Origin of the sequence: Nocardiopsis sp. FIRDI 009 (genome assembly GCF_003386285.1) — a bacterium.
GTDB lineage: Bacteria > Actinomycetota > Actinomycetes > Streptosporangiales > Streptosporangiaceae > Nocardiopsis.
Map to the genome: position 1 here is coordinate 23,092 of NZ_QPNC01000032.1, position 24,694 is coordinate 47,785.

Annotated in this window: 23 protein-coding genes; 16 read left to right on the forward strand and 7 right to left on the reverse strand. The window is 73.2% G+C overall.

What is annotated here, in order from left to right; translation table 11 throughout:
* Positions 1 to 268: 268 nt before the first annotated feature.
* The 6 genes from DVR05_RS23280 (at position 269) to DVR05_RS23305 (ending at position 6,075) form a co-directional block, all read left to right on the forward strand.
* Positions 269 to 1,642, forward strand: coding sequence for a glutamine synthetase family protein (locus DVR05_RS23280; RefSeq protein WP_304598601.1), 1,374 nt, complete (start codon positions 269 to 271; stop codon positions 1,640 to 1,642).
* Between the two features lie 60 nt (positions 1,643 to 1,702).
* Entirely contained in the window at positions 1,703 to 3,079 is a 1,377-nt protein-coding gene (locus DVR05_RS23285) for an aldehyde dehydrogenase (protein WP_116248042.1), read from the forward strand.
* Between the two features lie 84 nt (positions 3,080 to 3,163).
* Positions 3,164 to 3,928 (forward strand): 3-oxoacyl-ACP reductase, encoded by a 765-nt coding sequence (locus DVR05_RS23290; protein ID WP_116248043.1) that lies wholly within the window; start codon positions 3,164 to 3,166, stop codon positions 3,926 to 3,928.
* 32 nt (positions 3,929 to 3,960) lie between these two features.
* Positions 3,961 to 4,668 (forward strand): gamma-glutamyl-gamma-aminobutyrate hydrolase family protein, encoded by a 708-nt coding sequence (locus DVR05_RS23295; RefSeq protein WP_116248044.1) that lies wholly within the window; start codon positions 3,961 to 3,963, stop codon positions 4,666 to 4,668.
* A 105-nt stretch (positions 4,669 to 4,773) separates the two neighbouring features.
* Complete coding sequence (locus DVR05_RS23300; protein WP_116248045.1) at positions 4,774 to 5,211, forward strand: PPOX class F420-dependent oxidoreductase; 438 nt, start codon at positions 4,774 to 4,776, stop codon at positions 5,209 to 5,211.
* A 102-nt stretch (positions 5,212 to 5,313) separates the two neighbouring features.
* Positions 5,314 to 6,075 (forward strand): DUF4184 family protein, encoded by a 762-nt coding sequence (locus DVR05_RS23305; protein ID WP_116248046.1) that lies wholly within the window; start codon positions 5,314 to 5,316, stop codon positions 6,073 to 6,075.
* Between the two features lie 11 nt (positions 6,076 to 6,086).
* Here the strand turns inward: DVR05_RS23305 and DVR05_RS23310 are convergent, their stop codons facing one another.
* On the reverse strand, positions 6,087 to 6,683 hold the full coding sequence (locus DVR05_RS23310) for a TetR/AcrR family transcriptional regulator (protein WP_116248047.1): 597 nt from the start codon (positions 6,681 to 6,683) through the stop codon (positions 6,087 to 6,089).
* 213 nt (positions 6,684 to 6,896) lie between these two features.
* Positions 6,897 to 8,609 (reverse strand): AMP-binding protein, encoded by a 1,713-nt coding sequence (locus tag DVR05_RS23315; protein WP_198659314.1) that lies wholly within the window; start codon positions 8,607 to 8,609, stop codon positions 6,897 to 6,899.
* A 106-nt stretch (positions 8,610 to 8,715) separates the two neighbouring features.
* Here DVR05_RS23315 and DVR05_RS23320 point away from each other — a divergent pair, with 106 nt between their 5' ends.
* On the forward strand, positions 8,716 to 9,594 hold the full coding sequence (locus DVR05_RS23320; protein WP_116248048.1) for a LuxR C-terminal-related transcriptional regulator: 879 nt from the start codon (positions 8,716 to 8,718) through the stop codon (positions 9,592 to 9,594).
* 28 nt (positions 9,595 to 9,622) lie between these two features.
* Here the strand turns inward: DVR05_RS23320 and DVR05_RS23325 are convergent, their stop codons facing one another.
* The 3 genes from DVR05_RS23325 to DVR05_RS23335 form a co-directional block, all read right to left on the reverse strand.
* Complete coding sequence (locus tag DVR05_RS23325; RefSeq protein WP_116248049.1) at positions 9,623 to 9,919, reverse strand: hypothetical protein; 297 nt, start codon at positions 9,917 to 9,919, stop codon at positions 9,623 to 9,625.
* Positions 9,920 to 10,070: 151 nt separating this feature from the next.
* On the reverse strand, positions 10,071 to 10,466 hold the full coding sequence (locus tag DVR05_RS23330; RefSeq protein WP_116248050.1) for a Fur family transcriptional regulator: 396 nt from the start codon (positions 10,464 to 10,466) through the stop codon (positions 10,071 to 10,073).
* 179 nt (positions 10,467 to 10,645) lie between these two features.
* Entirely contained in the window at positions 10,646 to 12,430 is a 1,785-nt protein-coding gene (locus DVR05_RS23335) for an MOSC domain-containing protein (protein ID WP_116248051.1), read from the reverse strand.
* A gap of 317 nt (positions 12,431 to 12,747) precedes the next feature.
* On the opposite strand from DVR05_RS23335, the gene DVR05_RS23340 reads away from it, so the two are divergent.
* From DVR05_RS23340 to DVR05_RS23380, 9 genes are all read left to right on the forward strand, one after another.
* On the forward strand, positions 12,748 to 14,364 hold the full coding sequence (locus DVR05_RS23340; RefSeq protein WP_116248052.1) for an ABC transporter substrate-binding protein: 1,617 nt from the start codon (positions 12,748 to 12,750) through the stop codon (positions 14,362 to 14,364).
* A 1-nt stretch (position 14,365) separates the two neighbouring features.
* Entirely contained in the window at positions 14,366 to 15,331 is a 966-nt protein-coding gene (locus DVR05_RS23345) for an ABC transporter permease (RefSeq protein WP_116248053.1), read from the forward strand.
* Positions 15,328 to 16,203: an ABC transporter permease gene (locus DVR05_RS23350; RefSeq protein ID WP_116248054.1), complete on the forward strand. Its 876-nt coding sequence runs from the start codon at positions 15,328 to 15,330 to the stop codon at positions 16,201 to 16,203. The genes DVR05_RS23345 and DVR05_RS23350 overlap by 4 nt, the downstream gene beginning before the upstream one ends.
* Positions 16,200 to 17,180 (forward strand): ABC transporter ATP-binding protein, encoded by a 981-nt coding sequence (locus tag DVR05_RS23355; RefSeq protein ID WP_116248055.1) that lies wholly within the window; start codon positions 16,200 to 16,202, stop codon positions 17,178 to 17,180. Before DVR05_RS23350 ends, DVR05_RS23355 begins: the two co-directional genes overlap by 4 nt.
* Entirely contained in the window at positions 17,177 to 17,938 is a 762-nt protein-coding gene (locus tag DVR05_RS23360; protein WP_116248056.1) for an ATP-binding cassette domain-containing protein, read from the forward strand. Before DVR05_RS23355 ends, DVR05_RS23360 begins: the two co-directional genes overlap by 4 nt.
* Positions 17,935 to 18,993, forward strand: a complete 1,059-nt coding sequence (locus tag DVR05_RS23365; protein ID WP_116248057.1) for a P1 family peptidase — start codon at positions 17,935 to 17,937, stop codon at positions 18,991 to 18,993. The genes DVR05_RS23360 and DVR05_RS23365 overlap by 4 nt, the downstream gene beginning before the upstream one ends.
* Positions 18,993 to 20,021 carry a P1 family peptidase gene (locus tag DVR05_RS23370; RefSeq protein ID WP_116248058.1) on the forward strand — a complete coding sequence of 343 codons (1,029 nt, stop codon included), beginning with the start codon at positions 18,993 to 18,995 and terminating at the stop codon, positions 20,019 to 20,021. Before DVR05_RS23365 ends, DVR05_RS23370 begins: the two co-directional genes overlap by 1 nt.
* Positions 20,018 to 21,088: a C45 family peptidase gene (locus DVR05_RS23375; RefSeq protein WP_116248059.1), complete on the forward strand. Its 1,071-nt coding sequence runs from the start codon at positions 20,018 to 20,020 to the stop codon at positions 21,086 to 21,088. Before DVR05_RS23370 ends, DVR05_RS23375 begins: the two co-directional genes overlap by 4 nt.
* Before the next feature lie 137 nt (positions 21,089 to 21,225).
* Positions 21,226 to 22,233, forward strand: coding sequence for a LacI family DNA-binding transcriptional regulator (locus DVR05_RS23380; protein ID WP_198659315.1), 1,008 nt, complete (start codon positions 21,226 to 21,228; stop codon positions 22,231 to 22,233).
* A 17-nt stretch (positions 22,234 to 22,250) separates the two neighbouring features.
* On the opposite strand, the gene DVR05_RS23385 is transcribed toward DVR05_RS23380, so the two are convergent.
* Positions 22,251 to 22,550, reverse strand: a complete 300-nt coding sequence (locus DVR05_RS23385) for a DUF1540 domain-containing protein (protein WP_116248060.1) — start codon at positions 22,548 to 22,550, stop codon at positions 22,251 to 22,253.
* Between the two features lie 171 nt (positions 22,551 to 22,721).
* The gene (locus DVR05_RS23390; protein ID WP_116248061.1) at positions 22,722 to 24,260 is read right to left on the reverse strand and encodes a sodium:alanine symporter family protein; all 1,539 of its coding nucleotides are present in this window, start codon (positions 24,258 to 24,260) and stop codon (positions 22,722 to 22,724) included.
* Positions 24,261 to 24,694 lie beyond the last annotated feature (434 nt).

Consider the following 24,694-nt stretch of genomic DNA (forward strand, 5'->3'; position numbering starts at 1 on the left):
GACTGGAGATCATGCGCCGCCGCGCTCGGGAATGTCAAGGGGTGTCGGCGGATCTTTCCAGGACCGGTCCGACCGCCGACGACGTTCCGTTTCCACCAGGTCACAGCGGGGTTTCCGGAGGCGCACCCATTGACACGGCCCCGGAGCCCTGGTTCTATTCACGGCATTGGTCTGCTTCTGAACCAAAGAGTTGTTCAGGCGACCGACCACAGCCGTCCCCCGGGCGACACCCCGCACGCCGGACCGCGACGCGAGCAAGGAGACCCCCGTGCCACAGATCCCCCCGGTCGTCTCGGAACCGCCGCTGACCCTCGACGACCTGCGGCGCGACGCCGCCTCCGGCGCCGTCGACACCGTCCTGGTGGCCTTCACCGACATGCAGGGCCGACTCCAGGGCAAACGGCTCTCGGCACGGTTCTTCCTGGAGGAGGTGGTCGGGCACGGCACCGAGGGGTGCGGCTACCTGCTCGCGGTGGACGTGGACATGAACACCGTCGACGGGTACGCGATGTCCTCCTGGGACACCGGATACGGCGACTTCGTCATGGCCCCCGACCTGACCACCCTGCGGCGCACCCCCTGGGCCGAGGGGGCGGTCATGGTCCAGGCCGACCTGACCTGGCACGACGGCTCCCCGGTGGTGGCCTCGCCCCGGCAGATCCTCCGCCGCCAGACCGACCGGCTCGCCGAGCGCGGATGGCGGGCGATGGTCGGGACGGAACTGGAGTTCGTCGTCTACCGCGACAGCTACGAACAGGCGTGGGACCGCGGCTACCGCGACCTGACCCCCGCCAACCGGTACAACGTCGACTACTCCGTGCTCGGCGGCGCCCGGGTCGAGCCGCTGCTGCGCCGGATCCGGAGCGAACTGGGCGGGGCGGGGCTGTACGTGGAGTCGGCCAAGGGCGAGTGCAACCTGGGCCAGCACGAGATCGCGTTCCGCTACGACGAGGCCGTGCGCACCTGCGACAACCACGCGGTGTACAAGAACGCGGCCAAGGAGATCGCCGCCCAGGAGGGCATGTCGATCACCTTCATGGCCAAACCCAACCAGCGCGAGGGCAACTCCTGCCACATCCACATCTCCCTGCGCGGGGAGGACGGGACCCCGGTCATGGCCGAGGGAGAGGGCCTGTCGGCGATCGGACGGCACTTCCTCGCCGGACAGCTGGCCGCGTTGCGCGAGTTCACGCTGCTGCTGGCGCCCAACATCAACTCCTACAAGCGGTACGTGCCGGGCAGCTTCGCGCCGACCGCCGTCGCCTGGGGACGCGACAACCGCACCTGCGCGCTGCGGCTGGTCGGCCACGGGCCCTCGCTGCGGGTGGAGAACCGGGTGCCGGGCGGGGACGTGAACCCCTACCTGGCCAACGCGGCGCTCATCGCCGCCGGGCTGCACGGGATCGACAAGGGCCTGGAGCCGGGCGAACCGCTGTCCGGCAACGCCTACGCCTCCGACCTGCCCACCGTGCCCGGCACGATGCGCGACGCCCTGTCCGCCTGGCAGGACAGCGCGCTGGCCCGCGAGGTGTTCGGCGACGACGTGGTCGAGCACTACGCCCACTACGCGCGGGTGGAGCTGGCCGCCTTCGACGCGGCCGTCACCGACTGGGAGATGTACCGGGGCTTCGAGCGCCTGTGACGGCGCCCGGACCACGACACCGCGCCCCCGAGAGCGCACCCGAGACCACGAAGGAGCACGATGCCCGACGAACCGACCGTCCAGCGGGTGGTCGACCCCGCCACCGAGGCGGTGATCGCACAGGTCCCCCTGGCCGGGGAGAAGGAGGTGGACGCGGCCGTCGAACGCGCCCGCGCCGCCGCCCCCGCCTGGCGGGCGATGGCCCCGGGCGACCGGGCCCGGCTGCTGCGCGCCGTGGCCGCGAGGATCGACGAGCACCGCGAGGAACTGGCCCGAACCGAGGTGCGCAACGCCGGTCACCCCGTGGAACAGGCACGGTGGGAGGCGGGCAACGCGCGCGACGTGTTCGAGTACTTCGCCGCCGCCCCCGAACGGGCCACCGGACGGCAGATCCCGGTGCCGGGCGGGTGGAGCGTGACCTTCGCCGAGCCGCTGGGCGTGGTCGGGGTGATCGTTCCGTGGAACTTCCCGATGCCGGTGCTGTCGTGGGGCGCGGCCCCCGCACTGGCGGCCGGGAACACGGTGGTGGTCAAACCGTCGGAGCTGACGCCGCTGACCGCGCTGCGGATCGCCGAGCTGGCGGTGGAGGCCGGGCTTCCCGAGGGCGTGTTCCAGGTCGTTCCCGGGACGGGTCCGATCGCGGGTGAACGCCTGGTGCGCCACCCTGGCGTGGACAAGGTCGTGTTCACCGGCTCCACGGCCGTGGGGCGGCGGATCATGGCCGCCGCCGCGCAGGACTTCACCCGGGTGACGCTGGAGCTGGGCGGCAAGAGCGCCAACATCGTCTTCGCCGACGCCGACCTGGAGCGGGCGGCGGCCGGGGCGCCCGGCGGGGCGTTCGACAACGCGGGCCAGGACTGCTGCGCGCGCTCGCGGGTGCTGGTGCAGCGGTCGGTGTTCGACCGGTTCCTGGAGCTGCTGGAGCCCGCCGTCACCGGGATCGCCGTGGGTGACCCGGCCGATCCGGCGACGGCGATGGGGCCGCTGATCTCGGCGGCCCAACGCGACCGGGTCGCCTCCTACCTGCCCGAGGGGGCGCCGGTGGCCTTCCGGGGCACGGCGCCGACCGGGCCCGGGTTCTGGTTCCCGCCCACGGTGCTCACCCCGACCGACCCCGACGCCCGCGTGCTGCGCGAGGAGGTGTTCGGTCCGGTGATGTGCGTGGTGCCGTTCGAGGACGAGGCCGAGGCGGTCGCGCTGGCCAACGACACCGAGTACGGGCTGGCCGGTTCCGTCTGGACGCGTGACGTCGGACGGGCGCTGCGCGTGGCGCGCGGGGTGCGGGCCGGGAACCTGTCGGTGAACTCCCACTCGGCGGTGCGGTACTGGACGCCGTTCGGCGGGATGGGGCACTCCGGGATCGGCCGCGAACTGGGGCCGGACGCGCTGGAGGCGTTCACCGAGACCAAGACCGTCTTCGTGTCCGACGACACCTGAGTGCGCCGGGACACGGGGACCGTAGGACACCCGGCCGCGCGACCGCGCCGGGAACAGCCAGGAACATCGACCCGAGGGGGGAACATGCAGCGGTTCGACGGGCGCGTGGCCGTGATCACGGGCGCGGGCAGCGGGATCGGCAGGGCCACCGCGCTGCGGCTGGCGCAGGAGGGCGCGCGGATCGTCGCCGTGGACGTCGACGAGGACGGCGGCAAGCGGGTCGCCGAGGACACCGGAGGGCTGTTCGTCCGCGCGGACGTGACCGACGAGGACCAGGTACGCGAGGCGTTCGCCACCGCGCGCTCCACCTACGGGAGCGTGGACGTGGCGTTCAACAACGCGGGGATCTCCCCGCCCGACGACGACTCGATCCTCACCACCGGGATGGACGCCTGGCGGCGGGTGCAGGAGGTCAACCTGACCTCGGTCTACCTGTGCTGCAAGTACGCGCTGGGACACATGCGCGAGCAGGGGCGCGGGTCGATCGTGAACACGGCGTCGTTCGTGGCGACGATGGGCGCGGCCACCTCGCAGATCTCCTACACCGCGAGCAAGGGCGGGGTGCTGGCGCTCAGCCGGGAGCTGGGCGTGCAGTTCGCGCGCGAGGGCATCCGGGTCAACGCGCTCTCCCCGGGACCGGTGAACACGCCGCTGCTCCGGGAGCTGTTCGCCAAGGACCCCGAGCGCGCCCAGCGCCGCCTGGTGCACGTGCCGCTGGGCCGGTTCGCCGAGGTGACCGAGATCGCCGCCGCCGTGGCCTTCCTGGCCAGTGACGACGCCTCGTTCATCACCGCGTCCAACTTCCTGGTGGACGGCGGGATCTCCGGGGCTTACGTCACCCCGCTGTAGGGCACGGAGGGATCGACGAGGAAGGGGGGCCGATGCGGCCCGTGATCGGGATCTCCGCCTACGCCGAACAGGCCCGGTGGGGCCAGGCGTGGGACCTGCCCGCCGTCCTGCTGCCGAGGGCCTACGCCGACCAGGTCGCGGACGCGGGCGGTGTGCCGGTGCTGCTGCCGCCCGTGCCGGGGGTGGCCGGAGCCGTGGAGCGGATCGACGGCCTGCTGCTGGCGGGCGGCGGCGACATCGACCCCGGACGTTACGGCGCGCCGACCGACGCGCGTACCGCCGGGGTCCGGGGCGAGCGGGACAGCGCGGAGATCGAACTGCTGGACGCCGCGCTGGCGCGGGGGCTGCCGGTGCTGGGGGTGTGCCGGGGTATGCAGCTGCTCAACGTGGTGCGCGGCGGCACGCTCAACCAGCACCTGCCCGACCTGGTGGGGCACCACGGGCACCGGGAGGAGGCCGGGGTGTTCGGCACCCACCCGGTGGTCGTGGCCGAGTTCTCCCGCACCGCCGGGGTGCTGGGACGCACCGAGTTGGCGGTGCCGACCTACCACCACCAGTCGCTGGCGGAGCTGGGCGAGGACGTCACCGCCACGGCGTGGACGGACGACGGGACGGTGGAGGCGATCGAGTACACCGACCGGTTCAACGTCCTGGGGGTGCAGTGGCATCCGGAGATGGGTGGGGATCCCTCGCTGTTCCACTGGCTGGTCGAGCGCGCCCGCGACGCCGATCAGGGGTGAGCCCGCCCGGACTGCTCCCCACCGGGCGCGGTCTTGACCTTGACACCGGTGTGAGGGTCGATGATGGGTCGAGAGCACCCACCCGCCCACGACGAGGGAGCACCGATGCCCGACCCCGACGCCCCGTTCGACCCGCGCGCCCTGCTCGCGGAGAGCCGACTCGGTGTCCTGGCCACGATCAGGTCCAACGGCCGCCCGCAGCTGTCCCCCGTCATGCCCTTCTACCGCCGGGAGACCGAGACCCTCCACGTGTCGATGACCGAGGGGCGGGCCAAGACGGCGAACCTGCGCCGGGACCCGTGGGCGGCGCTGGAGGTCACCGCCCCCGACGGGATGGACTGGGCCACCGCCGAGGGCCCGGTGACGCTCACCGGTCCGGGCACCGATCCCCACGGCCCCGAGGTGGAGGCTCTGGTGGACTACTACCGCCTCGCCGCGGGCGAGCACCCGGACTGGGAGGAGTACCGGTCGGTGATGGTCTCCGACCGCAGGGTGCTGATGACGATGACGGTCGAGCACGTGTACGGCGCCAGCATCCGCTGATCGGGCCCGGGACCGCCCGAGCGAGGCGGCCCCGGACCGGCGCGGCGTGGTCGGGACTCCCCGGACGTCCCGTGACGGTACGCGTGCGCCAGGATCTCCCCCATGCCCTTCACCCTCAGCCACGCGGCGGCGGTCCTCCCGCTGGCCCGTACGCCGCTGCCCACGGCCGCGCTCGTCGTCGGCGCCCTCGTGCCCGACCTGCCGTACTACCTGCCGCTGCCGGTGTCCTCGGCGCACACCCACCATCCGTGGGGCGTGGGCGCGGACGTGCTCATGGGCGCGGTGGTCCTGGTGCTGTACCGGTACGCCCTCCGGGCGCCGTTGCGCGCGTTGGTGCGCGGGGCGGGCGCCGGGCCCGAGGAGAGGTCCGGGCCGTTCCCCCGGTCGGCGCTCCCGGCCGTGGCGGCGCTGGCGGTCGGCGCCCTGACGCACATGGCGTGGGACTCCTTCACCCAGCTCGGCGGGGCCGCGGTCCGGGCGTGGCCGGTGCTGAGCACCCCGGTCGTCGGCCCGCACCTGCTGTTCAACGTGCTCATGTACGTCAGTTCGGCGGGCGGTCTGGCGGCGGTGGTCTGGTGGACGGCGCACCGCGCACGGGCCGGGGAGGGGGAGTCCGCCGGTCTGGGACGCGGTGCGCGCGGCGCCGTCCTCGGCGCGATCGCCCTGTGCGCGGTGGTCGGGGCGGTGGTCGCGGTACGGACCGCCGCGCCCGTGCCGAGCCCGTACGACGCCGTGCGCGACCTGCTGATCGGGCTGGTCACCGGGGGGTGCGCCGGTCTGGGCGGCTACGTGGCGGTGTGGTGGGGTCGGCGTCGGCTCCCCTGCCGCACGGAGGAGCGGAAGGGCTCGCCCGGACCGCGCTGAACCCCCGAGTGTCAGCGCAGGAGGCGGGCGAAGGCGGCGTCGACCGCTTTGGGCAGGCGCGCGGGGTCGTCGGCGGCCTCGTCTCGTCCCGCGTGGAAGCACGCGAGAGCGAGTTCGGCGGCGAGCACGGCGGTGGCGCGGTCGGCTCCCCGGTCGCGCAGCATCCGGTCCATCGCCTCGGCGTAGGCGCGGTACTTGGTGAGGCTGCGGGCGAAGAGCTCGGGGTGCCGGGACAGCAGGCGCTCGTGGCGCAGGTAGACCTCGTGGTCTTCGACCAGTCGCGCCACCAGCGCGGCCACAACCCGGCGCAGATGGGTCAGCGCCGCCGCCAGGGAGCCTCCGACGGGCTTGTCCGGTGGCGGTACGAGTTCGCTCAGGCGGGCGGGATCGGGCTGCCGCTGGGCGCTGAAGACCACCTCCTGCTTGTCACCGAAGTACCGGAAGAACGTCGCCCGGCCGACCTCGGCCCGTTCGGCGATGTCGTTGACGGTGACCCGGTCGAAACCGCGCTCGACGAACAATGCGTGGGCGGCTTCGATGATCGCTTCGCGGGTGCGGCGTTGCTTGCGCTCGCGCAGCGACTCCGGGCGTGGGAGCGGTCGTTCCATGTCATCATCCTAGAACTGGAGACCCCGTCCCAGGAGATATCGTATATCACCCAACAGGGACCGTCATTCGGTTGGAAGCACCCCCTCACCCTCCATCACACCCCCGTATCGGTGGTCACGCAAGCCCACCCGACCACCGGCGTCCAATCCGTCCCCGGCCGTGGCGGGCGGCGGGGACCGGGTCCGCCGCCCGCCGGGGGTCGGGGCGGCGGCTCAGCCCCGACCGTCGGCGCTCCCCTTCCGCAGCAGGTAGCGCTGGATCTTGCCGCTGGGGGTCTTGGGCAGGCTCTCGGTGAAGTGCACGGTCCTCGGGTAGGCGTGCGCGGCGAACCGGGTTCTGACCAGGTCGCGCAGCTCGTCGGCCAGGGCCTGGTCGCCGACCGCCCCGGGGCGCAGGACCACGTGTGCCTCCACGACCTCGCCGCGCAGCTCGTCGGGGGCGCCCACCACGGCGGCCTCGGCGACCAGCTCGTGCCGCAGCAGCGCGCTCTCGACGTCGAAGGGGCCGATGCGGTACCCGGCCATGATGATGACGTCGTCGTCGCGGGCGGCGAAGTAGAAGTGGCCGTCCTCGTCCCGGGATCCGGAGTCGCCGGTGAGGTACCAGCGACCGTCGGCGGAGAAGCGTTCGGCGGTCCTCTCCGGCGCGTCGGCGTAGTGCGTGAACCACATCAGCGGACTCTCGTCCACGCGCAGGGCCACACGGCCGGTGGTCCCCGCGGGGGCGGGCTCGTCCCGGTCGTCCAGGAGCACCTGCGCCGACCAGCCCGGCATCACCTCGCCCATCGACCCGGGACGCACCGGTGCGCGCACGGCGTCGGCCCAGCCGTTGACGATGACCATGCCGTGCTCGGTCTGACCGTAGTGGTCGCGCACCGTGGTGCCCAGTACCTCCTCGGCCCAGGACACGACCTCGGGGGTGAGCGGCTCCCCCGCGGAGGAGGCCGCGCGCAGGCGCACACCGTCGGGGACGGGGACGTCGGCCCCGCGCAGCGCGCGGTAGACCGTGGGGGCGGCGGCGAAGTTGGTCACGCCGAACTCGGCCATCACGTCCCAGGTCAGGGCGGGTGAGAAACCGGCGTGCAGGAGCAGGCCGCGCCTCCCGGCGGCCATCGGGGCGAGGATCGCGTAGTAGAGGCCGTACGCCCAGCCGGGGTCGGCCGCGTTCCAGAACACGTCGTCGGGGCGCACGTCCAGGCCCAGCTCCAGGTAGGCCCGGAAGGAGGCCAGCGCCCGGACCGGCACCGGCACCCCCTTGGGCGTGCCGGTGGTGCCGGAGGTGAACAGGCGGACGAACTCGGCGTCGCCGCCGCGCGTGACCGGAGCCGCCCCGGGTTCGTCGCCCCGGTGGGCGGCCAGGAGTCCGGAGAACGACAGGTCGCCGCCTCCGGCGTCCCGCGCTCCGCTCCCTCCGGCCTGTCCGTCGGCGACGACCACGCGCCACGGCGGGTCGGCGGGGATGTCCTGACCGGGGTCGAGTTTGGGCCGCTGGTCGCGGTCGACCACGACGACGCGGGCCGCGCTGGCCGCCAGGCGCAGCGCGATCGCCGGTGGGGCGAAGGCGGTGAACAGCGGGACGTGGACCGCGCCGCGGCGCCAGATGCCCAGGAGCGCCACCAACAGGTCCGCGGACTTGCCCATGAGGACGGCGACGGCGTCGCCGGGGCCCACCCCGAGGTCGGCCAGGGCGGCGGCGAAGCGCGCCGACTCGCGCGACAGCCACCCGTAGGTGAGGTCGCGGGCGGACAGGTCGGGCTCGACCACGGTGAAGGCGACCGCGTCGGCGGGGTGCCGGTCGCACAGGAGCTCGGCCACGCACGCGTCCGGTGCGTCGAAACGGGCGATGAGCTCCCGTACGCGTTCGGCGGCCGTCGTGGCCGGTGGGTGATCCGCCCGCTGGGAAACCGTGGGATCGGTGTGGGTCACGCCCCTCCCCCTTCGTCTTCGGATGTGTGGGAACCGGCGGTGCGCCGCATCCCCGTATGCTCCATGTCACACGAATGGCTGGATACCCCCGAAAGGGTGTGGTTCGGTGAGCGCGAACCGAAGCGGCCCGATGCGGCCGGATGACGGGGACGCCTTCCGACTGGCGCTCAGGACGGCGCGGCGCGGGGCCGGGCTGCCCGTCGCCTTCGGCGGCGTGGCGACCGAGGGCGGGATGCGCCTGACGCAGTTCATCGGCGTGCGCACGAACGGCCTGCGCGGACTCCGGGTGGCGGCGGCCTCGGGGCTGGGCGGCCGGGTGCTGGTGTCGCGGCGGCCGGGCGCGGTGGACGACTACGGTTCGGCCGCCTCCATCACCCACGAGTACGACGGCCCCGTCCTGGCCGAGGGGCTGCGCTCGGTGGTCGCGGTGCCCGTGGTGGTGTCCGGAGCGGTGGCGGGTGTGCTCTACGGCGCCTCACGCGGTGCCGTCCTCGGGGAGCGGGCCACGGAGGCGCTGGTCGGGGCCGCGCGGGAGCTCGCCCACGAACTCGCGGTGCGCGACGAGGTCGACCGGCGGCTGCGGTGGTGGCGCGCGGCCCGCAGCAACGAGGGCCGCCTGGGCTGCGGAGCGGCGGCCGAGGAGGTCAGGCGGGTGCACGCGCGGCTGCGCACGCTGGCCCGGCGGGCCGACGACGAGGGGATGCGCGACGAACTCCTGGACGCCGCCCGTCGGCTGGCCGAGCTGGGCGCCGACGGGGCCGCGGAGCCGGACGGCGACACGTGGCGGGTGTCACCGCTGTCGCCGAGGGAGCTCGACGTCCTGGCCCAGGTGGCGCTGGGGTGCAGCAACGCCGAGGCCGGGGCCCGGCTGTCGCTGCGGCCCGAGACGGTCAAGGCCTATCTGCGCTCGGCCATGCACAAACTGGGCGCGGGCACCCGCCATGAGGCGGTGGTGGCCGCCCGCGGCCGGGGTCTGCTGCCCTGATCGGCGGTCGGGCCGCTGCGCCGTCCCTCTAGTGGTCGTCCCAGTGCCCGTCGTGGAAGGCGTGTCGGTGCCCGTCGTGGACGTAGTCGATGTGGCCCTGGTGCGGAATCGCCACGTGACCGCAGCCCTCACCGTGCTCGTGGAGGTGGCCTTCGTGGGCGGTGTGCTCCGTGCCCGGTTCGCACTCGCACACGTGGTCGTCGTGCTGTCGGTGCAGGTGCCCGTCGTGGACGTAGTCGACGTGGCCCTGGTGCGGAATCGCCACGTGACCGCAGCCCTCACCGTGCTCGTGGACGTGGCCCCCGTGGATCTGGTGCTCAGTCACCCTGCTCCGCCTCCTCCGAACGCGGCCGGGGCGAAAGGGAGCATGCCCCGAATCCCTTTTCACCATATCAGGGGAGGGCCGAAAAGGCGGAGAACAAAATTCATATCAAATACCAGAAAGAAGTGTTTTTCAGGTATTCATGGAGGACGGATTATCCGCCCCGGTCGCAGGAGGGGCAGACGCCGAAGAGTTCGAAGGAGTAGTCGACCGACCGGAACCCGCTCGCGCGTCCGACGCGCTCGACGAGCGGCGCGATCTCCCCCGGCTCGGGCACCTCCTCGACCTCGCCGCAGATCCGGCAGACCAGGTGGTGGTGGCGGGAGTCGCTGCCGCACAGGCGGTAGAGGCGCTCACCGTCGGACGACTGCACGGTGTCCAGGACCCCGTCGTCGGCCAGGCGGCGCAGCGTGCGGTAGACGGTGGACAGGCTCGGTGGACGGGTGGGCCTGGACCGCGGCCCGGCGACGAGTGTGTGCACCTCCTGCGCGCTGCGGAAGCGGGGGTCGCGACCGAGCACGCCCAAGACGGCGGCGTCGTACCTGGCCAAGGGAACCTCCAGACGTCGCGGCCCGCACCGGGGAGGTCCCGCACCGCGTTCGGGGGTCGTCGACGCGGAGCGGGACCATTGTGAGAATGATTATCATAGCCATGTCGAATGCGGTCCGCACGCCCCCGGGCGCACAGGCCGCCCCGACCGACGATCTCCCCGGCGCCCTCGGGCGGGGGTCACGGCCCCACCTCCACGTCCTCCAGGGGTGCGGCACAGCAGAGCAGGACCTCGTCCGGCTCCGTATCCACCGTGGGCTCCACGAGGTACTCCACCCGACCCGAGTGCAGCGGGCGGACGCAGGTGCCGCAGGCACCGACCCGACAGGCGTGCGCGGGGGACAGTCCCGCCGCCTCGGCCGCCTCCAGAAGCGACCCGGCCCCGGCCGTCCAGGTGAGCCGGTCCCCGCCCAGGCGCACGGTGTGGGGTCCCGGCGTGGCGGGCGCGCGCGGCGGTTCGGTGCGGAGGCGGCGCGGGGCCGTGAAGGACTCGGTCCGCACGGCGGCGTCGGGGACACCGGCGCGGATCAACGCCGAGCGCACCGCGCCGACGAACGGCCGCGGCCCGCACAGGCGCGCTTCGGTCCGGCACGGGTCGGCGACGTCCGCGGCGAGGTCGGCGCGCGCGGGCCGCCCGGACCGGGCTCCGAGCGCGCGGAGCGCGTTCCGATCGTCCTCCCCCGTCAGGAAGAGGCGGGCTCTGGCGTCCGGCAGCGCGGCGACGGCCTCGCACACCTCGTCCCACAGGGCCAGTTCGTCGGCCCGGCGCTCCACGTGGACGACGCGCACGCGCACCGGGTCCGGGGTGCGCGCCAGGTGGCGCAACCACGCCACGGTGGGAGTGATCCCCACCCCGGCGCTGTAGAGCAGCAGGTCGCGGGTGCGCGACAGGTCCGGCTCCGACTCCCCGAAGGGCCCCGTCACGGTCACGCGGTCCCCCTCGCGCAGACCGTGCACCCACGTGGAGACGGCTCCGTCGAGCCGCACGCTGACGCGGACGTGCCCTCCCTCCACGGCGGAGACCGTGTAGCACCGCCATCCTGGGGATCCGGTCCAGGCCCGGTGGACCCGCAGGTGCTGTCCGGGCCGGGGCGACAGCCGTCCGCCCAGCGGGTCGGCCAGCCAGACGCTGCGCACGTCCGCGCTCTCGCGCACCGTCCGCGCCACCGTCGCCGCCCGGGGCCATGAGGGCGTCGCACCGGAGGGGGCCGCCTCCCGCCCCCGTCCGGGCGTCACCGTGACCGGGGCCCCCGCCTCGATCGTCCCCTCCGCCTCGACCCGCGCGTACACCCCGCAGAAACCGTGGCCGAAGCCGCTGGCGAGGAGCGCGGGGACGTTGAGGTCCTCGACGCCGGACCCGGGTCGCACGGCCGTCGCGCGGCACCGGTCGGTGGGCTGGACGACGCGCAGGACCGCCCCGGAGACCTCGATGCGACCGCCCACCCAGGACAGCTCCTCCCAGGGGCGCAGCCCGTCCAGGTAGAGGTTGGCGCGGAACCGCTCGGGGGAGATCTCCACACCCGCGGCCGCGGACAGCTGCCGGACCGTCGCGAGGTTGACCACGGACAGGTGGGCGCTAGGCCAGTCCCACTGGCCGACCGGGGCGCCCACCAACCGGGGGCGCGGGCCGCCGGTCCCGGCGAGAGAGGCCACGGCGTCCCCGAGCGCGTCCCCGTCGGCTCCGGGCGAGGCCGCGAACTCCCCCTCACCGGGGACGCCGACGACCACCGGGGCGTGGCCCGGGTCGCGCACGTCGAGGGAGCCCAGGTAGGCGTCGCGCGCCAGGTGGAGGTACTCCTCGCGCGGGCGCCAGGGCGCCGAGGTCTTCGCCCCGGCGCGGGCCAGGGCCAGGAGGCGGTCCCCCGGCAGTCCGCGTCCGGGTTCCACGCGGGCGCTCGCGATCTCGACACCGGCCAGCCCCTTCACCGGGTAGCGGACCAGCCGTGCCAGGCGTCCGTCGGCCACATCGCCTCCTCCCCACCGGACAACGGCGCTCCGTTCGCGTCCAGTTGGTTGTCAATGGAATGCCGGATCGTTCCGGCAGAAGGAGCCTAGACAGCAATGGGGGACATCGTCAACGCTTACCTCACGCCTCTCGCACGCTTCGCTCTGTAGCGACTGACCTGCATCTTCCAGAGGGAAAGTTGCCAACACCCCCTTGACGTGTGGATCGGGTCACATTAGGTTCGCAGCACGCCGGAACGATCCGGCATTCCGGTGTCCGGCCCCGGCTCTGCACGTGCCCGGAGGCCGATCCCCCTGAGCCGACAAGGACGACCACCATGACGAAACGCCTCGCCGTCGCCAGCACGGCGCTCGTGCTCCTGGTCCCCCTCGCCGCCTGCGGCGCGGACCCGGGCCCCGCGGCGGACCCGGCCGCCGAGGAGGAGCCCGGGTACCTGGCCGTGGCCGACACCTCTCTGGAGGGCACCGGCACCCTCCGCGTCCACCTCGACTACGACACGGCCGAGGCCGCCGGGCTCGACCCGCGCAGCGCCGACGTCGCCCGCTCCTGGAGCCTGATGGGCCTGAGCTACGACACGCTGGTCGAGGTCGGCCCGGACTTCGAGTTCCTGCCCAGCCTGGCCGAGTCCTGGCGGACCCCAGACCCGACCACCTACGTGTTCACCCTGCGCGACGACGCGGTCTTCTCCAACGGCCGCCCCATGACCGCCCGCGACGTGCGGCGCAGCCTGGAGCACCTGCTGGAGTCGGAGTCCACCTGGGCCGCTCAGCTCGGCCCCGTGGAGAGCGTCGAGGAGACCGGCGAGCACGAGGTCACCGTCCGCCTGGAGCACCCGCACACCGCCTTCCTGGGCGCGCTGGCCAACACCCCGGCCGGGATCCTGCCGATGGAGGAGGTCGACGGGGGGTCGGTCGACCTCACCGCCGAGATGGTCGGCACCGGGCCCTACGTCGCCACTGAGCACATCCAGGACGAGTCCTGGACCTTCGAGGTCAACGAGCACTACTGGGGCGAGCCCCCGGCCGTCGAGCGCCTGGAGATCTCGATCGTGGCGGACGAGTTCAACCGCGCGGCCGCCCTGCGCGACGGCAGCGCCGACTTCGCCTACTTCAACAACATCGACACCCTCGACCAGCTGGAGGCGGAACCGGCGGCCCGGGTCGTCTTCCAGGAGAACACCGACTTCTACTACCTGATCCTCAACTCCGCGAACCCCGGCTCCCCCCTCGCCGACGACCGTGTGCGGTTCGCCGTCAACGCCGCCGTCGACCGGAACCAGCTCTCCGAGCTGGCCCTGGGCGGACACGCCCGACCCACCGGCGTCGCCCCGGCGACGCTGCCCGACGCCTGCCCCGCCGGAGAACTCCCGTCCGCGCTGCTCGACGACGACGAGATCGCCGAGATCCTGGAGGAGGCGGGCGTCACCGAGGTCGAACTGTCCCTGGTCACGTTCAACTCCGAGACGGCGCCGGGACAGATCGCCCAGGTCGTCCAGCAGCAGCTGGCCGGGCACGGGCTGAGCGTGGACATCGACATCGTCGACGACGCGTCCTTCGGGGCGGCCCTCTACAGCGGGTCCACCGCGACGGACGACATGGGTGTGAGCTGGTACGCGGGCTACGGCGACGCCAGCATGGTCTCCCGCTGGTGGAACACCGACACGGCGGCGTTCACGGCCGACTTCATGGTCGGCGACCCCGCCGTCAACGACCTGGTCGTCCAGGCGGGCCGGACCCCGCGGGGGCCGGAGCGCGAGGCGGTCATCGCCGACCTGTGCGCCGCCGTCGACGAGCGCTCCGAGGTGGTCCCCCTCGTCACACGCCCCAGCGTCATCGGCTACCGGACCGACGCCGTCAGCCCCACCCTGCACTCCGTCGAGGGGTACGGCGACATCCTGCGCAACATCACCGACTTCCGTCTCGTGAGCTCCTGACATGCGGATCCTCACCTGGCTCCCCGGCAGGCTGCTCGGCGCGGCCGTGGTCCTGGTCGGCGCCTCCGCGCTGATCTTCGCGGCCGTGCGGTTCCTGCCCGGGGACTACGCGCAGATCGTCCTCGGTCCGCTCGCCTCCGCGCAGGAACGGGAGGCGTTGCGGACGGAGTTCGGCTTCGACCGCACCGTGGGCGAGCAGTACCTGCTCTGGCTCGGCCAAGCGGTGACGGGCAACTTCGGCCACTCCCTGGCCAGCGGGCAGCCCGTCGCCGGGGAACTCGCCGCCCGTCTGCCCGTCACCGCCCTGCTCACCGCGATGGCCGTGGTCTGGACGGTCGTCATCGGCGTCCCCCTGGGCATCCTGGCCGGGACACGGACCGGAACCACCCGCTCCACGGCGGCGGGACGGCTGGTCAGCAGCCTGGGCGTCAGCGTCCCCGACTACGTCCTGGCCGCGGTCGTGGTCTTCGCCCTCTCCAGCCTCCCGCTGGGGCCGAGCGTCGGCGCCGTCGGCGCGCCCGCGCAGGACCTCGGGGGAACGCTCCTGGCGCTCCTGCCGCCGTCACTGGTCCTGGCGGTGTTCACCATCGCGGCCACCGCCCGCGCCACCCGCGACGCGGTGCTCAACGTCCTGGTCGAACCGCACGTCTCGGCCGCCGTGGCCCGGGGGGAGACCCGGCTGTTCATCATCACCCACCACGTGCTGCGCAACGCCGCCGTCCCGGTGCTCACCCTGACCGGGACCATCACCGCCATGCTCCTGGGCGGGGCGGTCATCGTCGAGAGCGTCTTCGACGTCTCCGGCCTCGGCTCCTACCTGGTGCAGGGCCTGGGGCGACGCGACTACCCGGTCATCCAGACCTGCGTCCTGCTCGCCACCACCGTGTTCGTGCTCATGAGCCTGATCGTCGACGTCGTGACCGGCCTGCTCGACCCCAGGGTGGCCGTCTCCGGGAGGAGCCGATGAAGGACACCGCCACCGAAAGCACCACCCGACCCCGGAACCCGGTCCGCGGCGCCCTCGCCTCCTTCGATGCCCTGACCCTGACCTGCGCGGGAGTGCTCGCGCTGCTCACCCTGGCGGCCGTCGCGGGACCTCTGGCGGGCGTGGGCGGCGACCCCACCGCCATCGTCGGCCCCCGGCTGGCGCCGCCCTCGGCGGAGTACCCGCTGGGCACCGACAGCCTGGGACGCTCCCTGCTGCCCCGGGTGATCGAGGGCGTGGGCACCACCCTGGTGGTCTCCGCCGTCGCGGTGCTGTGCACCGCGGTCATCAGCACCGCGGGCGGCATCGTCGCCGGTTACCACGGAGGTGCGGTCAACGGCGTGGTCATGCGGATCGGCGACGTCCTGTACGCCTTCCCCGCCATCATCCTGGCCATCCTGGTCGCGTCGGTGGTGGGACCGGGTCGGACGGCGGCGCTCGTGAGCATCGTGCTGGTGACCGTGCCGCTCATGACCCGGATGGTGGGCGCGGCCGCCCGGCTGGTGTGCGTGCGCGACTACGTGACCGCCGCCCGCATCAGCGGCGTGAGCGCCCCGCGGATCATGGTCAGGCACGTGCTGACCAACGTCTCGGGAACGGTGGCCGTGCAGACCACCTACGCCCTGTCCGTCGCCATCCTGGTGGAGGGCGGTCTGAGTTTCCTGGGGTACGGGGTCCAGCTCCCCGCCTCCTCCCTCGGACTGCTCATCCAGGAGGGCACCGTCTACATGGTCAAGGCGCCGTGGGCGCTCCTCGCCCCCAGCGTCATCCTGGTCCTGGCCATCGTGGCCATCAACGTCATCGGTGACAGCCTGCGGGACCGCTTCGAACCCCGGAAGGCGAGGTCGTTGTGAACCACCTGCTACGCGTCGACGGCGCGACCGTCGACTACACCACGCGCCACGGCGCCACCCGCGCCCTGGACGGGGCGAATCTGACGATCGCCCCGGGCGAGCGGGTCGGCCTGGTCGGAGAGAGCGGATCCGGCAAGTCCACGCTCGGGCTCCTCGTCGGCAGGCTCCTTCCGGCCGGCGCGCGCGTCGGCGGGACCATCACCGTCGACGGTCGCGACGTGCTCTCCCTCAGGCCGGGGGATCTGCGGGCCCTGCGGCGGGAGGTTCTCGGCTTCGTCCCGCAGGACCCGGTCGGGGCGCTCGATCCCACGCTGCGCGTCGGACGCCAGATGCGGCTCGCCCTGCGCGGGTCGGCGGGCGAGGACGGGAACCCGGCCGACCTACTGGAGCGGGTCCGCATCGACCGCCCCGACCGGGTGCTGCGCCTGTACCCGCACGAGATCTCCGGCGGCATGGCGCAGCGGATCGTCATCGCCACGGTGATGGCCGCCGCCCCCCGCCTGCTGGTCGCGGACGAGCCCACCGCCGCCCTGGACGCCCAGTCCAGGGAGGAGGTCACCGGCTTGGTGATGGACCTGGCCGAGAGCGAGGGCACCAGCGTCCTGTGGCTCAGCCACGACCTGAGGGCCGTCGGCCGCTGGTGCGACCGCACCGCGGTCATGTACGGGGGCCGGGTCGTCGAGGACGGGAGCACCCGCGCCGTCCTCGACGACCCGAGGCACCCCTACACCCGCGCGCTGTCCCGGTCGGACCCCGCCCACGCCGTCCCGGGACGGCGCCTGCCCGCCATCGTGGGCGGTCCGCCCACCCTGGTCGCGGGCGCCCCGGGGTGCGCCTTCGCCCCGAGGTGTCCGCGCGCGGTCGCCGACTGCGAGGGGCACCGGCCCCTCCCCCTGACCGTCGACGGCCGCACGGTCCTGTGCCTGCGTCCCGAGACCGAGACCACCGTACCGTCCGACGTGAAGGCGGCATCGTGAGCACACCGGAGAACGTGGTCGAGCTACGCGACGTCGATGCCGTCTTCACCTCGGGCCGGGGACGCGCCCGCCGCGTCCTGCGCGCCATGCGCGGCGTGGACCTGCACGTCGCCGCAGGCGAGACCCTCGGTCTGGTCGGCGAGTCCGGCTCCGGGAAGAGCACGACCGGGGCCGTCGCCCTGGGCCTGCGCCGCCCCACCTCGGGGACGGTGACCTTCCTCGGCGAGCCGCTGCGCCGCGCGCGCCGCAGGCCGGGGGCGATCCAGGCGGTCCTGCAGAACCCGCACTGGTCGCTGAACCCGCGGCTCCGCGTGGGGGCGACGGTCGCCGAACCGCTCGCCGCCCGCGACGGCCGTTCCCCCAACGCTCACCGCGACGCCGTCCGGCGCATGCTCGAACAGGTCGGCCTGCCACCAGACCTCGACGCGCGCCACCCGCACGAACTGTCCGGAGGCCAGCGGCAGCGAGTGGCCATCGCACGCGCCCTGATCACCGAACCGCGCTTCATCGTCTTCGACGAGGCGGTCAGCGCCCTCGACGTCTCGGTCCAGGCTCAGATCCTCAACCTGATCCGGGACCTGCAGGAGCTGCACGGCTTCGGTTCCCTGTTCATCTCCCACGACCTGGCGGCCGTACGCTACGTCGCCCACCGCGTCGCGGTCATGCTCCGCGGCGAGATCGTGGAGACCGCACCCACGTCGGTCTTCTACGACGTTCCCCGTCACCCCTACTCGCGCCGACTCCTGGAGGCCACGTGAACACCCGCCCCGAACCGCCTGCGGAGGCGCCCCGGCTGACCGGCGTCCCCTCCTGGGGGGACCGGCCCGGCAACGCCGACCTGTCACCGAGCCCAGGACCGGGCCGTCCGCACGGGCGCGTCGACTACGACTTCCCCGGGGTCGAGGTCGGCGTCGCCACCTACCCGGAGGGGCCCACCGGGACCACCGTCGTCCACGTCCCCGCCGGGGCGCGCATGGCCATCGACGCCCGGGGCGGCGCCATCGGCCTCAGCAGCGGATTCGAGTACCTGGCGCACGCCGTGTGCCTGACCGGGGGGTCGGTCTACGGCCTCGGGGCCGGATCCGGGGTGGCGGCGGAACTGCTGGCGCGAGCGGGGAACCGCACCGGCGTCGAGTACCTGCGTCTGGTCTCCACCGCGGTCATCTACGACTTCTCCGCCCGTGACAACTGCGTGGTCCCCGACGCACGCCTGGGCAGGGAGGCGGTACGCGCCGCGTCGCACGGCTCCGTTCCGGTGGGTCGTGTGGGCGCCGGATCCTCCGCCTCGGCGGGCAAGGTGGACTGGTCTCGCTGTGAGTTCGCGGGCCAGGGGGCGGCCTTCCGTCGCGCGGGCGATATCCGCGTGCTGGTGGTGACCGTGGTCAACCCCCTCGGCGTCGTCGTCGACCGCGACGGCGCCGTCGTGCGCGGCAACTACGACCCCGCCACGGGAACCCGACGCCACCTGGACCGCGACTACGCAGCGGCGTTGGACGCCGCCGCGGTCCCGCGAGCCGAGCACGGCAACACCACGCTCACCGTCGTGGTCACCAACGCCGCCCTCGACGACCGGGAACTCGACCACTTCGCACGCCAGGTCCACGGTTCCATGCACCGCGCGATCGTCCCCTTCCACACCGAGCACGACGGGGACACCCTGTTCGCGCTCACCACCGACGAGATCGACCTGGGGCGCGGCGCCGACGACGTGCCCCGGTCCGTCGCCGTCGGCAGCATCGCCGCCGAGGCGGCGTGGGACGCCGTGCTCAGCAGCGTCCTCCCCCACCGCACCGACGAGTCCCAGGAGCAGTAGTGAGCACCCTGTCACCGCGACCGGTTCCGATCCCCGACTGGGAACCGGGACCGGGCAACGACGACTTCGACCGCCTCGTCCCGGTCCACGGCGACGGCTCCGGGACGGTCGGCTTCGACTTCCCCGGAGTGGAGGTGGGCACGGCCGAGTACGCCGAGGGACCGACCGGGGCGACCGTCGTCTCCGTGCCCGCCGGCGCCCGCACCAGCGTGGACGCGCGCGGCGGCGCGATCGGCATCGTCGGCCGCTACGAGGAGTTCAACCACGCCGTGTGCGTCGCGGGCGGCTCCTCCTACGGGTTGGCCGCCGCCGCCGGGGTGCAGCAGGAGCTGCTCCTGCGCACCGGCAACCGCGTCGGCTGGCGGGACCTGCGCGCCGTCGCGGGGGCCGTCGTCTACGACCTGGGCGCCAGACCCAACGCGGTGGTGCCCGACGCCGCGCTGGGGCGCGCGGCCCTGCTCGCAGCCCGGCCCGACTCCGTCGCGGTGGGCCGCGCGGGCGCCGGGGTCAGCGCCTCCGCCGGCAAGATCGCCGCCGCGCGCTGCGAGTTCTCCGGACAGGGCGCCGCGTTCCGCCGCCTGGGCGAGATCAGGATCCTGGTGGTGACCGTGGTCAACCCCGTCGGCGTCGTCGTCGACCGCGACGGCGCCGTCGTGCGCGGCAACTACGACCCCGCCACGGGAACCCGACGCCACCCCCGGGACGACTACGCCCGGGCACTGGCCGAGGGGGTGGCCCCCACGACCGCAGCGGGCAACACCACGGTGACCGTGGTGGTGACCAACGTGCGGCTGGGCGCCAAGGACCTGCGGCTGTTCGGCCGCCAGGTGCACAGTTCCATGCACCGGGCCATCCAGCCCTTCCACACCAACCACGACGGGGACACCCTGTTCGCGCTCACCACCGACGAGGTGGACCTGCCCGCCGCGGGTGCGCCCCCGCTCGGGGAGAACTCGGTGAACTCCGTCGCCCTGGCCACCGTCGCCTCCGAGGTGGCCTGGGACGCCGTGCTGAGCGCCGTCCGATGACGGTCAGACGGCTCACCGCCGACACACCGGACCCCTGGGCGAGGGGGAAAATCGTCGGCGCCGCGGGCGCCGACGGCATCGCCCTCAACGTGCGCTTCTACCGGCGCCTCTTCGAGGCGGTGGGGGTGCGTCCCGACGACCTGCCCGGCCTGGGCGACGCCGCGGTCGAGGCCGTCGACCGCTGGTCGCCCGACCTGGGCTCGGAACTGCGCGGCCTCGCCGAGGGCTCGGGGCGTCCCCCGTGGGAGCTGGGGATGCTCAACGCCCGCACCGAGATCCTCGCCACCGTGGGCGCCACCGGCGAGGGGGAGTGCTCGACCTCCGTCGTGCTGCCCCCGCGAGGCGCGCCGATCACCCTGCAGACATGGGACTGGCACGACGAGTCCAACCCCGACACCCAGGTGGTCCGCCACGTCACCGAGGACGGAACGCGGGTCCGCTACTTCTCCGAGTTCGGGATGCTCGGCAAGATCGGCCTCAACGGAGCGGGCCTGGGGGTGCACTTCAACATCCTCCACCACGCCGCGGACGGGGACGGCGTCGGCGTCCCGGTGCACGCGGTGGCGCGCGAGGTCCTGGACCGGGCGCGCGACCTGGACGAGGCGGTCGCGATCGCGTGCTCGGCTCGGGTGTCCGCGTCGACCGTGCTGACGCTCGTCTCCCACCGCGACGGGGCGGGCGACGCCGCGTGCGTGGAGCTCAGCGCGGGCGGGTCGGCGGTGATCCGGCCGCGGAACGGGTCGCTGACGCACACCAACCACTTCCTCGACCTGGAGTTGGCACGGGGGGAGATGGCGCCGCCGACCTCCGACAGCTATCCCAGGCTCGACCTGCTGGACGGGAACCGCGAACGGCTCGCGGCCCCCGGCGTCCCCGAGCGCGCCCTGGGCATCACCGCCCACGCCGAGGACGGCGCCCCGCTGTGCTGCCACGCCGATCCGGCCCTGCCCTTCCACCGGCGGTGGCAGACCCTGCTGACCGCGGCGCTGGATCTGGAGGCGGGGGTGCTGTGGTTCCACGAGGGCACGCCCTGTACGGCCACGGCCTCCTCCTGGCAGGTGTTCTGACCGGTGCCCGCCCACCCCGTCCGGACCGGCCCCGCGGTCGGCGGTCCGCCCGGACGGGGTGGGCGGCGGACGGGGCGCTGGTCCTACCCTGGCTTGCGAGGCATCATGGAGTCCACACGCAGAAGGGACCGACATCCTTGAGCGCGGTCACGATCGTCGACGTCGCCCGTGCCGCGGGCGTCTCCAAGACCACGGCGTCCGACGCCCTCCGGGGCCGGGGGCGCGTGTCGGAGGCGACCCGGGAGAGCGTCGTCGCGGCGGCCCGCCGCCTGGGGTACGCCACCAACCGCTCGGCACGCTCACTGCGCACCTCCACCACGGGCGCCATCGGCCTGTACATCCCCCAGGTGCTCGTCCGCTCGGAGTACTACCTGGCCTTCGTCCACGGCGTCCTGGACACCGTGGCCGTCTCCGAGTACGACGTGACCCTGATGGTGTCCGCCCACCACACGCGGAGGGCGCAGCTCCCCCGGGCGGACGGTCTCATCCTCTGCGATCCGGTGCACAGCGACCCCATGGCCTCGCGTCTGGTGTCGTCGGGTCTGCCCGTGGTCACGTGCGAGCGGATGGCCGGGGCACGGCCGACCGGCGTGGTCTGGTCCGACCACGGCAGACAGGCCGGCCGACTCCTCGACCACCTACGTGACCACGGTGCACGCAGGATCGCGCTGCTGGCCTCGGCCACCGACTCCGACTGGGCCCGCTCGATCGAGTCGGCCTACCACGCCTGGTGCCGGGCGCACCGTTACCACGCCACCGTGGCGACCGTCGCCTTCGGCACGGAGCCGGAGGCGTTGCGACGCGAAGTCGCGACGCTGTTGGACGCCGACCCCGACGTGGACGCCCTCGTGTGCGCCTCGGACGGGGTGGCGGCGGCCGTCGCCCCGAGCCTGGCCTCGCGCGGACTGCGTGTCGGTGAGGACTTCCTCCTGGCCTCCTGCGTGGACTCCTCGGCCCTGCGGACGATGGACCCTCCGGTCACGGCGGTCGACCCCAGGGGCGAGGAGGCCGGTGCGGCCTGCGGGCGACTGCTCCTGGACATCCTGGCGGACCGCGCGCCGGAGGGCACCTTCCGGGAGTTGGAGCTGGGCTTCGTCCCCCGTGCCTCCACCCTCGGCGGGCCGCGCGGTTCCGCGCGGAGCTGAGCGGTCGCCTCCCCGGCTCAGGCGGGCGTGTAGGTGAGGCAGTCCACCTGGTTCTCCACGTATCCGACGGCGATGCCCGGGGCCTGGCACTCCAGTCGGACGTTGTGCTGGCAGTCGGACATCTTGCAGGCGCCGACGTGTCCCGTGGCGACGGGGTCGCCGCCCTGCGCGGGGACGCTGACGTAGGTGTCGCACTGGGCGTGCTCGGTCTCGCCCACGGTGATGGCCAGGGCGTGGCAGTTGTGGTCCGTGTTGTACGCGCACGCGTCCGCGCTGCACGAGTTCACCAGGGGCAGGTTCGCCAGGGGCAGGTTCATCGCGGTTCCTCCAGTGGGTCGACGTACCCCGAAGCCTTCCAGTGATGACGTTGGGTCTCCAAGCAACCACTCCGAGTGGCGGTCATTCGGGTGGGGCGCGTCCTGGAACGCGAGGACGCCCGCCCGGGGCAGGCCGGACGGGCGTCTTCCAGGGGGACGGGGGCCTCGGGGCTATCCGACGAGCTCCTTCTCCCGTTCGTCGGACTCGTCCTGGCCGCGCAGGTGGGCCAGGAAGCGCGCCAGCTCCCTCTTGACGACCGGCGCCAGCAGGTACAGGCCGATGATGTTGAACAGCGCGGCCGCGAACACCAGGGCGTCGGCCATGCTCAGGACCGACCCCAGGGTCAGGACCGAGCCGACCACCAGGAACGCGCAGTACACGACCAGGTAGACGCGCTGGCTGCGCCGTCCGTTGCCGAACAGGTGGGTCCAGCCCTTGAGGCCGTAGTAGCACCAGGTGACGACGGTGCTCAGCGCGAACAGCACGACCGCGACGGTGAGGACGTAGGGGAACCACGGCATCACGGTGGCGAAGGCGTCCGAGGTCAGGCTCACACCGCCGGGCAGCTCCGCGCCGTCGGCCGCGGCCTCGCGGGCGGCCAGCCAGGACTGCGGGGAGGCGATGACGATGGTCACCGCGGTCATGGTGCAGATGAGGACGGTGTCGATGAACGGGGCCAGCATGGCGACCAGGCCCGCGCTGGCGGGGTAGTCCGTCTTGACCGTGGACAGGGCGATCGGGGAGGAGCCGATCCCGGCCTCGTTGGAGAAGGCCGCCCGCTGGAAGCCGATGATCATCGCGCCGATGACACCGCCGGCGACACCGGTCGGAGCGAAGGCGCCGTCGATAATCTGGCCGAACGCGCCGGGCAGCAGGGGGAGGTTGGCGCCGATGACGACCAGGCACCCCACCACGTAGACCAGCGCCATGCTCGGCACGAGCCTGCTGGTGACCTTGGTGATGCTGCCGATGCCGCCGATGACCACGGCGCCGACCAGGACCGCGAGGACCACACCGAAGACGAACGATCCCAGCCCGCCGCCGAGCGGGCCGCTCGCGCCGCCGGTGACCGTGCGCAGCTGTTCGAGCGTCTGGTTGGCCTGGAACATGTTGCCGCCGGCGACGGCGAAGATGAGGACGAACGCCGCGGTCATCCCGGCCAGGACCTTGCCGAGGGGAGCCAGTCCCCGCTCGGCGAGCCCCTTGGCGAGGTACTTCATGGGACCGCCGCTGACCTGGCCGTCCGGGCCGATCTCGCGGTACTTCACGCCCAGAGTGCACTCGGCGAACTTGACCGCCATCATCAGCAGACCCGCCAGGACCATCCAGAACGTGGCGCCGGGGCCGCCGATGGTGACCGCGATGGCCACGCCCGCGATGTTGCCCAGGCCCACGGTGCCGGAGACGGCGGCGGTGAGCGCCTGGAAGTGGGTCACCTCGCCGGGAGCGCCGTCGCCGAGGCCGCGGCGGGCGATCCGGACCGCGGTGAGGGGCTCCCGGAACTGGAGGAAGCCGAGGTAGACGGTGAAGACCACGCCGGCGGCGATGAGCCAGGCGACGATCCAGGGGAACTCCGCCCCGAAGACGGGGACCTTGGCGAACACGACGTCGCTGAGCAGCGTCGCTATCGGGTCGAACACGGCGTCGACGGCGCCTTCGATGGTCTCGCCGATGCTCTGCTGTCGGGGTACGGCGTCAGCGCTGGTCATGGAGCGCACCTTTCGGCCGGGGAGGACGCGGAACGACTCCGCGCGCCCGGTGGTCGGGCCGCACGGGACCCTTCGGCCGCCTCGTGGGCGGTCGGTTCCGGTCCGTCGAACGGGCTTGGTGAAGTCGGGCCCCGTGGGTATCCGGGGTTTAGCACCCCTACAGGGACGCTTTAGCTGAACTTCACTTTCGGGATCCTAAACCCGCAAGAGTGGCAAGCAACACAAAAGCGGCGAAGCTTTACTTTCAGCCCATGCGTCACACCAGTTCGCCACGGTGTGTCATCAGTGTTTACACGAGAGTGGCCCGGAACGCGGAAAACCCGACGGCGCGGGACTTCCCGCCCACCGTCGGGCACTGACGCCCGCCGCCACCCGGCGACGCCACACGGCCAGCCACGTTACCTATTCGTTATCAAAATTGGCGCACCGATCCA